The organism is Streptomyces sp. NPDC052036 (assembly GCF_040680495.1).
Taxonomy (GTDB): domain Bacteria; phylum Actinomycetota; class Actinomycetes; order Streptomycetales; family Streptomycetaceae; genus Streptomyces.
The window spans coordinates 40,129-52,155 of sequence record NZ_JBFAWW010000002.1; the positions used below are offsets into that span (position 1 = coordinate 40,129).

Sequence of the window (12,027 nt, forward strand, 5' to 3'; positions counted from 1 at the left end):
CCCTGTGGAAAGTCAGCAGCAAGCATCAGCGAAGGAGAGAAACCGCATGAGCGACCGCATCACCGTGGAAGAACTGGCCGATCTGATGAAGACGGCCGCCGGGGTCACCGTGGCCCCGCAGGACCTTGAGCAGAGCTACGACTCGGGGTTCGAGGCCCTCGGCATCGACTCCCTCGGCCTGCTCGGCATCGTGGGGGAGTTGGAGAACCGGCACGGCACCCCGATGCCGCCCGACGCGGAACGCTGCAAGACCCCCCGTCAGTTCCTCGACCTCGTCAACACCACCCTCATGGCTGGAGCCTGACATGGCCGGACACACCGAGAACGCCATCACCATCGCCGCCCCGGTCGACCTCGTCTGGGACATGACCAACGACCTGGAGAACTGGCCGCGGCTGTTCAGCGAGTACGCCTCCTGCGAGGTCCTCTCGCGCGAGGGGAACCGGACGACCTTCCGGCTGACCATGCACCCCGACGAGAACGGCACGGTGTGGAGTTGGGTCTCGGAGCGCGAGGTCGACCGCCCCGCGCTCAGCGTCAAGGCCCGCCGCGTCGAGCCGGGCCCCTTCGCGTACATGAACATCCGCTGGCAGTACGAGGAGGTCACCGAGGGCACCCGGATGGTGTGGACGCAGGACTTCGAGATGAAGCCCGAGGCGCCGGTCGACGACGCCTGGATGACGGACAACATCAACCGCAACTCCAAGGTCCAGATGGCCCTGATCCGGGACCGGATCGAGCAGGTCGCCGCCGAGCACCGGCCCGCGCCGGCCCTCACCGACTGAGCCGGACGGAGGACAGGCCGATGCACCAAGCCCTGATCGTCGCCCGGATGGCCCCCGGCTCGGCCCCGGACATCGCCAAGGTGTTCGAGGATTCCGACCGGGGAGAGCTGCCGCATCTCGTCGGGGTCACCCGGCGCAGCCTCTTCCAGTTCGGCGATGTGTACATGCACCTGGTCGAGTCCGACCGGGACCCCGGCCCCGCCATCGCCAAGGTGGCCGGGCATCCGGAGTTCCGGGACATCAGCGAGCGGCTCTCCGCGTACGTCAGCGCCTACGACCCCGCGACCTGGCGCTCGCCCAAGGACGCGATGGCGCAGCGCTTCTACCTCTGGGAGCGGGATGTCGCCTCCTGAACCGCCCATACGACCACCGGTCGCCGGGCCCGCGCGATGGACGCGGACCCGGCGACCGGTGCTGTGAGCGGTGTGCCCCGCCGCGGTGGGGTCAGGCGCGGACGGTGCAGTCGAACGCGTGCAGATACGGGTTGACCGGGCGGACCTCCTCGATGACCAGCCCCGCGGCGGTCAGCCGGTCGACCATGCTCCGGGTGGTGTGCTTGGCGCCGCCCACGTTGAGGAGCAGCAGCAGGTCCATGGCGGTGCTGAACCGCATCGAGGGCGTGTCGTCGACGAGGTTCTCGATGACCACGACCCGCGCCTTCGGCCCGCCCGCCGCGACGACGTTGCGCAGCGTCCGGGCGGTGCTGTCGTCGTCCCACTCCAGGATGTTCTTGATGACGTAGACGTCGGCCCGGACCGGGACCGCCGCGCGGCAGTCACCGGGCACGATGGTCACCCGGTCCGCGAACTCCCCCTGCTCGCGCAGCCGGGGCACGGCGTTCGCCACCACGGGCGGCAGGTCCAGCAGGGTGCCGTGCATCGAGGGGTACTTCTCCAGCAGGCTCGCCACCACATGTCCCTGGCCGCCGCCGATGTCCGCGACCGACGCACACCCCGTCAGATCGAGGAACTCCGCGACGTCCCGGGCCGACTGCTCGCTGGAGGTGGTCATGGCCCGGTTGAAGACGTCGGCCGACTCCGGGGCGTCCTCGTGCAGATAGGTGAAGAACTCCTTGCCGTACAGGTCCTGGACGACGTTCCGGCCGGTGCGTACCGCCTCGTCCAGCCGCGGCCACGCGTCCCAGGTCCAGGGCTCGGTGCACCACAGGGAGATGGAGCGCAGGCTGCCCGGGTCGTCCTCGCGCAGCAGCCGGGACATCTCGGTGTGCGCGAAGGTGCCGTCCTTGTGCTCGGTGAAGACGCCGTAGCAGCACAGCGCACGCAGCAGCCGTCGCAGCGGGCGCGGTTCGGTCTTCACCGCGGCGGCGAGGTCGTCCGCGCTCATGGGGCTGTCCCCCAGCGCGTCGGCGACGCCCAGGCGGGCGGCGGCGCGGAGTGCGGCGGCGCAGGCCGCGCCGAATACGAGCTCCCTCAGCCGCATGGACGGCGGTGGGGCGGGGGTTGCGGTCGTCATGTGCCGCCTTTCCTCTCCGGGTCCGCCGGCGGGTGTCCCGACCCGACGAGCGCTGCTGTGCACGCCAGACAGGCGATATGGCGTTTCGTCATATTCTGTACGCTATGACCCCTTATGGAGGATAGAAAGCCGGATCGGCCATCCGGTGGCGTGTCTACGGTGAACGCGCGTGCGGGAGAAGGGGCGATACGCCCGCGTCCGGTGCCGTCGCCGCAGGTCGGTCCGCCTCCGGGGGAGCCGCGCGATCCGTGTCCGGATCCCGGTAGCCCGGCAGCGAGGACGGCCGGCTCGCCGGGCGCACCGATCGCGTGGCCGACCATACTGGCGTATATGGACCCGGTGATACGGCTGAGGCGTGGACTCGGAGCGGGTGCGGCATACGTCCGCAGCGCCCCGGGCACCTACCTCTGGCTGGCGGTCCTGTTCGTCACCACCGTCGCGCTGCACCATATGTCGCCGCAGGTCGAGGAGGACTTCCTGCGCCAGCGGTCGACCAACATCCATGAGTTGTCGGCCCATCCCGTCCGCGTGCTCATCACCAGCGCGATGTGGATCGACGGCGGGCACTGGCTGCCGTACGCCGTGCTCTACACCGTCTTCCACGCGCAGGCGGAGCGCTGGCTGGGCACCGCGCGCTGGCTGGCCGTGTGCGTCGCCGCGCATGTCCTGGCCACCCTCGCCAGCGAGGGAGCTCTGCTCCAGGCGATACGCCGGGGCGTCGCCCCGCTCTCCGCCGCCGACACCCTGGACATCGGGGTCAGCTACGCCCTGGCCGGGGTCGTGGCGGTGCTCGCCTACCGGATCGCGGCGCCCTGGCGTTACGTCTATCTGGCGGTCGTCCTGACCGTGTACACCGTCCCCTTCGTCCTCTCTCCCACCTTCACCGATTTCGGACATCTCATCTCGGTGCTGATCGGTCTCGGCTGCTATCCGCTGACCCGGAGCCGCGGAAAAGCATGGAATCCGAAGGAGACACTGGCCACCCTCAGGAGTTAACGTCCGCCCCATGAACAGCGCAGCGAGCGGTGTCGTCAACGGCGGCATCTCCTTCTGGTACGCCGACGACGGCCTCCCCGCCCCGCGGGAGCCCCTGGCCGGGGACGCGACCGCCGATGTCGTGATCGTGGGCGGCGGCTACACCGGCCTGTGGACCGCCTACTACCTGAAGAAGGCGGCCCCCTTCCTGCGCATCACCGTGCTGGAGCAGCGGTTCTGCGGCTACGGCGCCTCCGGACGCAACGGCGGCTGGCTCTACAACGGCATCGCGGGCCGCGACCGGTACGCGCGACTGCACGGCCACGAGGCCGCCGTACGTCTGCAGAAGGCGATGAACGAGACGGTCGCCGAGGTCGTCCGGGCCGCCGAGGAGGAGGGCATCGACGCCGATGTGCGCGTCGGCGGCGTCCTGGAGGTCGCGTACACCCCCGCCCAGCTGGCCCGGCTGAAGGCGTTCCACGAGCACGAGCTGTCGTTCGGCGAGAAGGACCGCGAACTGTACGGCGCGCGGGGGACCGCCGAGCGGATCAGGGTCGCGCACGCGGTCGGCTCGACCTGGACCCCGCACGGAGCGCGGCTGCACCCGGTCAAGCTGGTCAAGGGCCTCGCGGCGGCCGTCGAGGCGCTCGGCGTGACGATCCACGAGGGCACGCCGGTCACCGAGATCCGCCCCAAGCACGCGGTGACGCCCTACGGCACGGTCCGCGCGCCCTATGTCCTGCGCTGCACCGAGGGGTTCACGGCGTCGCTGAAGGGGCAGAGACGCACCTGGCTCCCGATGAACTCCTCCATGATCGCGACCGAGCCGCTGACCGACGCGCAGTGGGCCGAGATCGGCTGGGAGGGGTGCGAGGCGCTGGGCGACATGGCGCACGCGTACATGTACGCGCAGCGCACCGGCGAAGGCCGGATCGCGCTCGGCGGCCGGGGTGTGCCCTACCGCTTCGGCTCCCGCACGGACAACGACGGCCGTACGCAGCCCGCCACCGTCGAGGCGCTGCACGACATCCTGGTCCGCTTCTTCCCGTCGCTGGCCGGGGTGCGGGTCGCCCACGCCTGGTCGGGTGTGCTCGGGGTACCGCGCGACTGGTGCGCGACGGTCACCCTGGACCGTGCGACAGGGCTCGGCTGGGCGGGCGGTTACGTCGGCTCGGGCGTCGCCACCGCCAACCTCGCCGCGCGGACCCTCCGCGACCTCGTCCAGCAGGACTCGGGCCAGGCCGGCGGGACCGATCTGACCGACCTGCCGTGGGTGAACCACCGGGTCCGCAAATGGGAGCCGGAGCCGCTGCGCTGGCTCGGGGTGCACGGCATGTACACCACCTACCGAGCGGCGGACCGACGTGAACTCACCGCTCCGGCCGCCGAGTCGTCGAGGCTGGCGCAGCTCGCGGACCGGGTGGCCGGGCGGCACTGAACGACCTTCGCCGTCCCCGCCGGACGGCGGGGACGGCAGGGACGGCGGGGACCGAACGACCTTCGGCATCGGCGCCGACCGGCGCGGACGGCGGGGAACGGGGCTTGCCGGCTCCCGTCCCCGCCGTGTGACACTGCGCCCATGATCCGCACCGCGACCCCCGACGACATCCCCGTCCTGCACACCCTGATCCGTGAACTGGCCGAGTACGAGAAGGCGCCCGACGAGGCTCGTGCGACCCGGGAGCAACTGCGCGAGGCCCTGTTCGGCGACCGCCCGGCGGCGTTCGCGCATGTCGCCGAGGAGGGCGGCGAGGTCGTCGGCTTCGCGCTGTGGTTCCTGAACTTCTCCACCTGGCGGGGCGTGCACGGGATCTTCCTGGAGGACCTGTATGTGCGCCCCGAGGCCCGGGGCGGCGGCCACGGCACGGCGCTTCTGACGGAACTGGCCCGGATCTGCGTCGCCCGCGGCTACGAGCGCCTGGAGTGGTCGGTCCTGAACTGGAACCGCCCCGCCGTCGGCTTCTACGAGGCCCTGGGCGCCCGCCCGCAGGACGAGTGGACCGTGTACCGCCTGACGGACGGGGCCCTGGCCGAGCTGGGGAAGCCCGCGTAGACACCCGGCCCGTGGGCTCAGGCGTCCTCGGCCACCCGGACGCCCAACGCCCCCGCCAGCACGGGCGCCAGGTCCAGGAGCTGGGCGTGGCTGATCACCGCGCCCGAGAGCCGGTCCGCCCCGCGTGTGATGTCCAGCTCCGCCGCACGGCGCAGATCCACGTCCACCAGGGTCGCCGCCGTGAGGTCGGCCCCCTTCAGCACGCAGTCCACGAACTCGACCCGCTCCAGCCGGGCGCCCCCGAAGTCCGGCTCGACCAGGACACAGCCCTCGAAGACGACGTCCTTGAGTCTTGCCCTGCGCAGATTCAGATAGTCGATCTTCCCGCCGCGCACCAGCACCCGCTCCAGCACCGCGCCGTGCAGCTGCGTCCCGCCGAGCCGGGCGTCCACCAGCTCCACGTCACGCAGGCTCGCCTCGGCGAGGTCCGTGCCCACGCCCCGTATCCCCGACAGGACGGAGTCCACCACACGGGCGTGGTGCAACCGCGTCTCGTCCAGCGTGCAGCCTCTCAGCGCGCAGTCCAGGAACCGGGCACCCCCGCCGTCCTGCCCGGCGAGGTCCGTGTCCCGGAACTCCAGCCCGTCGTAGTCCCCGTCCGGCGTCAACTCGCCGTCCGTGAACGCCACCAGCTCCGGCAGCCGCACCTCCGGCCGCCGCGCCGGCTTCACCACCCGATCGTTCCGCACCATGCCCCCATGCTGCACCCCGCCACCGACAATCCCTCCCACCTGCGACGACATCCCCCAAGGGCACGCCCGGGGCGGCTTCGAGGGCGCGCCCGGCCGAAGATGCGGGGCCCCCTGATCCATGGTCTTCTGGCGGGGTGAGCGTCACCCCGAAGGGCGTGCCGGCGGGCCTCGACGACCCGGATGACCCCCGCCGCTGGTGGGCCCTCGTGATCATCGCGCTCGCCCAGTTGATGGTGGTCCTGGACGCGACGATCGTGAACATCGCGATGCCGTCCGCCCAGCGCGCGCTCGGCATCTCCGACGGCAACCGCCAGTGGATGATCACGGCGTACACCCTGGCCTTCGGCGGGCTGCTCCTGCTCGGCGGCCGGATCGCGGACCTGGCGGGCCGCAGACGCACCTTTGTCGCCGGACTGGCCGGTTTCGCCGCGGCGTCCGCGCTGGGCGGCGCGGCCACCACGTCCGGCATGCTCTTCGGCGCCCGCGCGCTCCAGGGCGCCTTCGCCGCCGTCCTCGCCCCCTCGGCGCTCAGCCTGCTCACGACCACGTTCACCCGCCCCAGGGAGCGCGGCAGGGCCTTCGGCATCTACGGCGCGCTCGCGGGCAGCGGCTCGGCGATCGGGCTCCTCGCGGGCGGGCTGCTGACCGAGTACCTGAACTGGCGCTGGTGCCTGTACGTCAACGTGCCCATCGCGGTCTGCGCCGTCGTCGGCGGCCTGGTGCTGCTGCCCGCGGGCCCCCGCCGCACGGGCGCCCGCCTGGACGTCCCCGGCGCGCTGCTGGGCTGCGGGGGACTGGTCGCGCTGGTCTACGGGTTCAGCGAGGCCGAACCGCGGGGCTGGACCGACCCGCTGGTCCTCGCCCTGTTCGCGGCCGCCGCGGCGCTGCTCGGGGCGTTCGTGTGGTGGCAGACCAGGGCGCCGCAGCCGCTGCTGCCCCTGCACATCGTCAGGGACCGCGACCGGGCCGGCTGCTTCGCGACGATGACCCTGGCCGTCATCGGCATGTTCGGGCTGTTTCTGTTCCTGACCTACTACTTGCAGGTCGTCCTCGGCTACTCGCCGCTGCGGACGGGTCTCGGCTATCTGCCGCTGACGGCGGCGATCGTCGTCTGCTCGACGCAGATCTCGGCCCGTCTGCTGCCCCGGGTGGCACCGCGCCTGCTGATCGTGCCGGGCCTGCTGCTGGCGGCGGGCGGCATGGTGATCCTCACCGGGATCACCGTGGACTCGCACTACACGACCGCGATCCTGCCCGGACTGGTGCTGCTGGGGCTCGGTATGGGCCTGACCTTCATGCCGGTCTTCGCGACCGCCACCGCCGATGTCGCGCCGCGTGACTCGGGGGTGACGTCGGCGACCGTCAACACCTCGCAGCAGGTGGGCGGTTCCATCGGTACGGCGCTGCTGAACACGATCGCCACGAGCAGTGCCACGGCGTACCTCGCCGCGCATCTGCCCGATTCCGCCCGGAAGGGGCTCGTCGTCCGCGAGGGTGTGGTCCACGGCTACACCGTCGCCATCTGGTGGGCGGCCGGCGTCATGCTGCTGGCGGGGCTGGTCGCGGGCGTGACCGTCAGGGCCGCGGCCCCGGCACACGGCCCCAGGGGGACGCCGACGCCCAAGGACGCCCGGCGCCGATAGCGGCCGGCGGTTCAGCCGAGGCGGGGGAAGCGGGACTGGAGGGTCCAGATCGCCGGGTTGTCCGCGAGATCCTCATGGAGGTCGGTGAGATCGGCGACGAGGTCGTGCAGGAAGTCCCGGGCCTCGCGGCGCAGTTCGGTGTGGGAGAAGGACAGCGGGGGCTCGGACGCCGGCAGCCACTCCGCCTCGATGTCCACCCAGCCGAAGCGGCGCTCGAAGAGCAGCCGGTCGGTGGACTCGGTGAAGTCCAGCTCCGCCTGCTGGGGCCGGGCCGCGCGGCTGCCGAGCGGGTCCCGGTCGAGCAGTTCGACGATGTCGCACAGCGCCCACGCGAAGTCGAGCACCGGCACCCATCCCCAGGCTGTGGACAGCTCCCGGTCCGCCTTGGTGTCGGCGAGATAGACGTCACCGCAGAACAGGTCGTGCCGCAGGGCGTGGACGTCCGCGCGGCGGTAGTCGGTCTGCGGGGGGTCGGGGAAGCGGTTGGAGAGGGCGTAGCCGATGTCGAGCACGGGGGCGATGGTGTCACGCCGCGGCCCGCCCCGCCCCCGCGGGCCGCACCGTAAGATCACCTACGTGTCCCGGTTCATACGCCTTGTCCCCGCCGTGCTGCTGACTGTCACGCTCACGGCCTGCGGCGGCGGGGTGCACGGCACGCCCGGCGGCCTCGGACTGCACGACCCGTACTTCCCGCGTGCCGGCAACGGCGGATACGACGTCACGCACTACGACCTGACCCTCGCCTACGACCCGGCGCACCGCCGGCTCACCGGCACGGCGGTGATCACGGCCCGCGCCACCGAGGACCTCTCCGCCTTCGACCTGGATCTCCAGGGGATGCACGTCGGCAGCGTCACCGTCGAGGGCCACGGCGCCCGCTGGAACCGCGCCGGACAGGAGCTGACCGTGCGTCCCCGTACCGACCTCGACCGGGGCGAGACGTTCCGTACGACGGTCCACTACTCCGGCACACCCGAGACCCTCACCGACCCGGACGGCTCGAAGGAGGGCTGGCTCAGGACCGACGACGGCGCCCTGGCGCTCGGCGAGCCGACGGGCTCGATGGCGTGGTTCCCCGGCAACGACCACCCGTCCGACAAGGCGACGTACGACATCGCGATCACCGTCCCCGAGGGGCTCCAGGCCGTTTCCAACGGCGAACCGACGCGCGAGACCACCCGGGACGGCCGCACCACCTATGCCTGGCACACCTCCGAGCCGATGGCGAGTTACGTCGCCACGGTGGCGATCGGGCACTTCACGGTCACCCGCTCCACCCTGAAGAACGGCCTGCCGGTGTACGTCGCCGTCGACCGGACGCAGACGGGGGCGAGCCGCGAGGCGCTGGCGCGGATACCGGAGATCATGGAGTGGGAGGAGGACAACTTCGGTCCCTACCCCTTCTCCTCCACCGGCGCGGTCGTCGCCCGTGAGGGCGCCGCGGGCTATGCCCTGGAGACCCAGAACCGCCCGGTCTTCCCCGGCGCGCCCGACACCGAGACCCTCGTCCACGAGCTCGCCCACCAGTGGTACGGCGACTCCGTCACCCCGGAAAGCTGGCGGGACATGTGGCTCAACGAGGGGTTCGCGACCTACGCGGAGTGGCTGTGGCGCGAGGACCACGGCGGTGACACGGCCCAGCAGACCTTCGACGCGCTCTACCGGGGCGACTACTACGACGACCCGGACCAGAACAAGTCGATCTGGGCGTTCCCGCCCGCGAAGCCGTCGGGCGCCGCGCATGTCTCGGACAGCCCCGTCTACGAGCGGGGCGCGATGGTCCTGCAGAAGATCCGGCAGACCGTCGGCGACGACACCTTCTACGACATCATCCAGGGCTGGGCGGCCGCCCACCGCCACGGCAAGGCGTCCACGGCCGACTTCACCGCGTACGTGGAGAAGAAGGCCCCGCACAAGGACTTCGGCCCCATCTGGCGGGACTGGCTGTACGGGGACGGGAAACCGGAGCACCCCTAGCGAATCTCACCGGGGGCGGGCGGTCCCGGTCAGGACGGCCGGAGCGCCTTGCGGAGCACGGTGCAGGGGCGGGCCCTCCGGAGGTCCGGGCGGTGCGCGACGGTCTCGTAGCCGAGGGACGTCCAGAAGGCGAGGCCACGGGTGTTGCCGTCCAGGACCGCGAGGCGCACGGCGGTCCGGCCGTCGGTGCGCAGGCGCTCCTCGACCAGCACGGCCAGGCGCCGGCCGTACCCCTGTCGCTGCAGGGCCGCGTCCACCATCAGCAGGCCGATCCACGGGTCCGGGTCGGCCGGGTCGGGGTGGCGGGCCAGAGTGATCGCGATCCCCACCAGGCGTCCCTGGGCGCGGGCGAGCAGGACCTCCGCGTCCGGGTTCGCCAACTCGTCGGCCAGTGCCGTCGCCACCTGTTCGGGGCGGATGTCGTCCGGGTCCGGGAAGTCGCCGCTGAGCGCGTGGTAGACGCGGTGGGAGGCGTACAGCGCGGTGAGTTCGGTGAGCAGCGGGGCCGGGATGTCGTGGTCGGCGGAGAGCCGCAGGGGCTGGAGGATCACGGACGCCAACGTATCCCGCGCGGGGCGTCCGGGGCCCGGAGAGCGACCGGAGCCCCCCGTCCGCGCAGCACCGTGGACGGGGGGCTCCAGGACGAGCGTTGCCGGTGTCAGACGTTGACGCCGAAGTCCTGGGCGATGCCGACCAGGCCCGAGGCATAGCCCTGGCCGACCGCGCGGAACTTCCACTCCGCGCCGTTGCGGTAGAGCTCGCCGAAGATCATGGCCGTCTCCGTGGCCGCGTCCTCCGAGAGGTCGTAGCGCGCGATCTCCTGGCCGCCGGCCTGGTTGACGATGCGGATGTACGCGTTGCGCACCTGGCCGAAGTTCTGCGAACGGGACTCGGCGTCGTAGATGGAGACGGGGAAGACGATCTTGTCGATGTCGGCCGGGAGCGCCGCGAGGTTGACGTTGATCGCCTCGTCGTCGCCCGCGCCCTCGCCGGTGCGGTTGTCACCGGTGTGGACGATCGAGCTGTCCGGGGTCTGCTTGTTGTTGAAGAACACGAAGTGCTGGTCCGAGTAGACCCGGCCCTGCGTGTTGACCGCGATCGCGGACGCGTCGAGGTCGAAGTCCGTGCCGGTGGTGGTGCGGACGTCCCAGCCGAGGCCCACGGTGACGGCGGTCAGGCCCGGAGCCTCCTTGGTGAGCGAGACGTTGCCACCCTTGGACAGGCTTACAGCCATTGTTGGGAGTCCCTTCCCTCGGTGCGTGTGCGGATGAAGCTACCGCCACCCATAGGAACGCCGAGAGGGGTACATATGGTTCCGGGTCTCTTTACCTTTTTTACCTTCCGTGGGAAATCCGGGTGACGCGCACCGCCTGGAAACGGGAACATGGACGTCATGTCCGGTCCTCACATCATCCGTGGCTCCGTCTCGCTTCCCGAGGCCGAGCTGATGTGGCGTTTCTCGCGCTCCTCCGGGCCCGGCGGACAGCATGTCAACACCAGCGACACCCAGGTGGAGTTGCGATTCGACCTCGCGCGCACCGAGGCGCTGCCGCAGGTGTGGAAGGAGCGGGCCCTGCACCGGCTGGCGGGGCGGCTCGTCGACGGTGTCCTCACCGTCCGCGCCTCGGAGCACCGCTCGCAGTGGCGCAACCGCGAGGCCGCCGCCGTACGCCTGGCCTCCCTGCTCGCGGAGGCGACGGCTCCGCCGCCGAAGCCGCGCACGCCGACCCGGATCCCCCGCGGTATCAACGAACGCCGGCTGCGGGAGAAGAAGCGGCGCGGCGACACCAAGCGGGGCCGCACCGGCCGGGACTGGGGCTAGCCCCTAGCCCAGGTGGCGGTAGCGCCCCCGGAAGTACAGCAGCGGTCCGCCCTCCGTGCTCGGCACCTGCGCCGTGAGGACCCGGCCGATCACCAGGGTGTGGTCGCCCGCCCGCACGCGCTGTTCCGTGCGGCACTCCAGGGTCCCCAGGGCGCCGCCCACCAGCGGTGCGCCGGAGGACTCCCCGCGGGCGTAGGCGATGTCCTCGAACAGGAGCCGGTCACTGATGCGGCCCTTCATCGCGAAACGGCCCGCGATGTGCCGCTGGTTCTCCGTGAGCACCGAGACGGCCCACAGGGGCTGTTCGGCGAGCAGGTCGTCCATCCGGGAGCCCTCGCGCAGGCTGACCAGGACCAGGGGCGGGTCCAGGGACACCGACATGAACGCGTTGGCCGTCATGCCGACGTCCTCGCCGCTCGGCCCCTCCGGGTCCAGCGCGGGCTCGTGCGCGGTCACCAGGACCACGCCCGTGGCCAGCCGGGACATGGCCGCGCGGAACTCGTCGTTGCTCACCCCCTCAGGATGCCCGGAGGCGGGCGGTACGGCGGTCAGCGGCGGGGCGAGCGGAGTGTTCAGCACACAAGAACGCTAGTAGGCACCCTCCGGC

At 71.5% G+C, this 12,027-nt stretch carries 15 protein-coding genes; 9 read left to right on the forward strand and 6 right to left on the reverse strand.

Annotation, left to right across the window (positions count from 1 at the left end):
* The first annotated feature begins 46 nt into the window (after window positions 1-46).
* From AB0L95_RS04230 to AB0L95_RS04240, 3 genes are read left to right on the forward strand one after another with little or no spacing between them, the layout of a single operon-like run.
* Entirely contained in the window at window positions 47-304 is a 258-nt protein-coding gene (locus AB0L95_RS04230; protein ID WP_365156652.1) for an acyl carrier protein, read from the forward strand.
* A gap of 1 nt (window position 305) precedes the next feature.
* Complete coding sequence (locus tag AB0L95_RS04235; RefSeq protein WP_365156654.1) at window positions 306-785, forward strand: SRPBCC family protein; 480 nt, start codon at window positions 306-308, stop codon at window positions 783-785.
* 20 nt (window positions 786-805) lie between these two features.
* A complete protein-coding gene (locus tag AB0L95_RS04240) occupies window positions 806-1,138 on the forward strand; it encodes a TcmI family type II polyketide cyclase (RefSeq protein ID WP_365156656.1) in 333 nt (110 codons plus the stop codon).
* Window positions 1,139-1,229: 91 nt separating this feature from the next.
* On the opposite strand, the gene AB0L95_RS04245 is transcribed toward AB0L95_RS04240, so the two are convergent.
* The gene (locus AB0L95_RS04245; protein WP_365156659.1) at window positions 1,230-2,258 is read right to left on the reverse strand and encodes a methyltransferase; all 1,029 of its coding nucleotides are present in this window, start codon (window positions 2,256-2,258) and stop codon (window positions 1,230-1,232) included.
* A gap of 330 nt (window positions 2,259-2,588) precedes the next feature.
* Between AB0L95_RS04245 and AB0L95_RS04250 the strand changes: the two genes are divergently transcribed.
* From AB0L95_RS04250 to AB0L95_RS04260, 3 genes are all read left to right on the forward strand, one after another.
* Window positions 2,589-3,254: a rhomboid-like protein gene (locus tag AB0L95_RS04250; RefSeq protein WP_365156662.1), complete on the forward strand. Its 666-nt coding sequence runs from the start codon at window positions 2,589-2,591 to the stop codon at window positions 3,252-3,254.
* Between the two features lie 10 nt (window positions 3,255-3,264).
* Entirely contained in the window at window positions 3,265-4,671 is a 1,407-nt protein-coding gene (locus tag AB0L95_RS04255; RefSeq protein WP_365156664.1) for an FAD-dependent oxidoreductase, read from the forward strand.
* Between the two features lie 141 nt (window positions 4,672-4,812).
* Entirely contained in the window at window positions 4,813-5,286 is a 474-nt protein-coding gene (locus AB0L95_RS04260) for a GNAT family N-acetyltransferase (RefSeq protein WP_365156667.1), read from the forward strand.
* A 17-nt stretch (window positions 5,287-5,303) separates the two neighbouring features.
* Here the strand turns inward: AB0L95_RS04260 and AB0L95_RS04265 are convergent, their stop codons facing one another.
* A complete protein-coding gene (locus AB0L95_RS04265; protein WP_365156670.1) occupies window positions 5,304-5,978 on the reverse strand; it encodes a pentapeptide repeat-containing protein in 675 nt (224 codons plus the stop codon).
* A 134-nt stretch (window positions 5,979-6,112) separates the two neighbouring features.
* Between AB0L95_RS04265 and AB0L95_RS04270 the strand changes: the two genes are divergently transcribed.
* The gene (locus AB0L95_RS04270) at window positions 6,113-7,621 is read left to right on the forward strand and encodes an MFS transporter (RefSeq protein ID WP_365156673.1); all 1,509 of its coding nucleotides are present in this window, start codon (window positions 6,113-6,115) and stop codon (window positions 7,619-7,621) included.
* A gap of 11 nt (window positions 7,622-7,632) precedes the next feature.
* Here the strand turns inward: AB0L95_RS04270 and AB0L95_RS04275 are convergent, their stop codons facing one another.
* On the reverse strand, window positions 7,633-8,133 hold the full coding sequence (locus AB0L95_RS04275; RefSeq protein WP_365156676.1) for a hypothetical protein: 501 nt from the start codon (window positions 8,131-8,133) through the stop codon (window positions 7,633-7,635).
* A gap of 64 nt (window positions 8,134-8,197) precedes the next feature.
* Here AB0L95_RS04275 and AB0L95_RS04280 point away from each other — a divergent pair, with 64 nt between their 5' ends.
* Window positions 8,198-9,598 carry a M1 family metallopeptidase gene (locus AB0L95_RS04280; RefSeq protein WP_365156679.1) on the forward strand — a complete coding sequence of 467 codons (1,401 nt, stop codon included), beginning with the start codon at window positions 8,198-8,200 and terminating at the stop codon, window positions 9,596-9,598.
* A 29-nt stretch (window positions 9,599-9,627) separates the two neighbouring features.
* Here the strand turns inward: AB0L95_RS04280 and AB0L95_RS04285 are convergent, their stop codons facing one another.
* Together AB0L95_RS04285 and AB0L95_RS04290 are read right to left on the reverse strand one after the other, a co-directional pair.
* A complete protein-coding gene (locus tag AB0L95_RS04285; RefSeq protein WP_365156682.1) occupies window positions 9,628-10,149 on the reverse strand; it encodes a GNAT family N-acetyltransferase in 522 nt (173 codons plus the stop codon).
* A 107-nt stretch (window positions 10,150-10,256) separates the two neighbouring features.
* Window positions 10,257-10,832, reverse strand: a complete 576-nt coding sequence (locus AB0L95_RS04290) for a TerD family protein (protein ID WP_365156685.1) — start codon at window positions 10,830-10,832, stop codon at window positions 10,257-10,259.
* 159 nt (window positions 10,833-10,991) lie between these two features.
* Here AB0L95_RS04290 and arfB point away from each other — a divergent pair, with 159 nt between their 5' ends.
* On the forward strand, window positions 10,992-11,420 hold the full coding sequence (gene arfB, locus AB0L95_RS04295; RefSeq protein WP_365156688.1) for an alternative ribosome rescue aminoacyl-tRNA hydrolase ArfB: 429 nt from the start codon (window positions 10,992-10,994) through the stop codon (window positions 11,418-11,420).
* Window positions 11,421-11,423: 3 nt separating this feature from the next.
* On the opposite strand, the gene AB0L95_RS04300 is transcribed toward arfB, so the two are convergent.
* On the reverse strand, window positions 11,424-11,999 hold the full coding sequence (locus AB0L95_RS04300; RefSeq protein ID WP_365156691.1) for a flavin reductase family protein: 576 nt from the start codon (window positions 11,997-11,999) through the stop codon (window positions 11,424-11,426).
* Between the last annotated feature and the right edge of the window lie 28 nt (window positions 12,000-12,027).

Coding starts and splice junctions, on each gene's coding strand:
- AB0L95_RS04230 (WP_365156652.1), top strand. CDS start 47: ATGAGCGACCGCATCACCGTGGAAGAACTGGCCGATCTGATGAAGACG.
- AB0L95_RS04235 (WP_365156654.1), top strand. CDS start 306: ATGGCCGGACACACCGAGAACGCCATCACCATCGCCGCCCCGGTCGAC.
- AB0L95_RS04240 (WP_365156656.1), top strand. CDS start 806: ATGCACCAAGCCCTGATCGTCGCCCGGATGGCCCCCGGCTCGGCCCCG.
- AB0L95_RS04245 (WP_365156659.1), bottom strand. CDS start 2,258: ATGACGACCGCAACCCCCGCCCCACCGCCGTCCATGCGGCTGAGGGAG.
- AB0L95_RS04250 (WP_365156662.1), top strand. CDS start 2,589: ATGGACCCGGTGATACGGCTGAGGCGTGGACTCGGAGCGGGTGCGGCA.
- AB0L95_RS04255 (WP_365156664.1), top strand. CDS start 3,265: ATGAACAGCGCAGCGAGCGGTGTCGTCAACGGCGGCATCTCCTTCTGG.
- AB0L95_RS04260 (WP_365156667.1), top strand. CDS start 4,813: ATGATCCGCACCGCGACCCCCGACGACATCCCCGTCCTGCACACCCTG.
- AB0L95_RS04265 (WP_365156670.1), bottom strand. CDS start 5,978: ATGGTGCGGAACGATCGGGTGGTGAAGCCGGCGCGGCGGCCGGAGGTG.
- AB0L95_RS04290 (WP_365156685.1), bottom strand. CDS start 10,832: ATGGCTGTAAGCCTGTCCAAGGGTGGCAACGTCTCGCTCACCAAGGAG.
- arfB (WP_365156688.1), top strand. CDS start 10,992: ATGTCCGGTCCTCACATCATCCGTGGCTCCGTCTCGCTTCCCGAGGCC.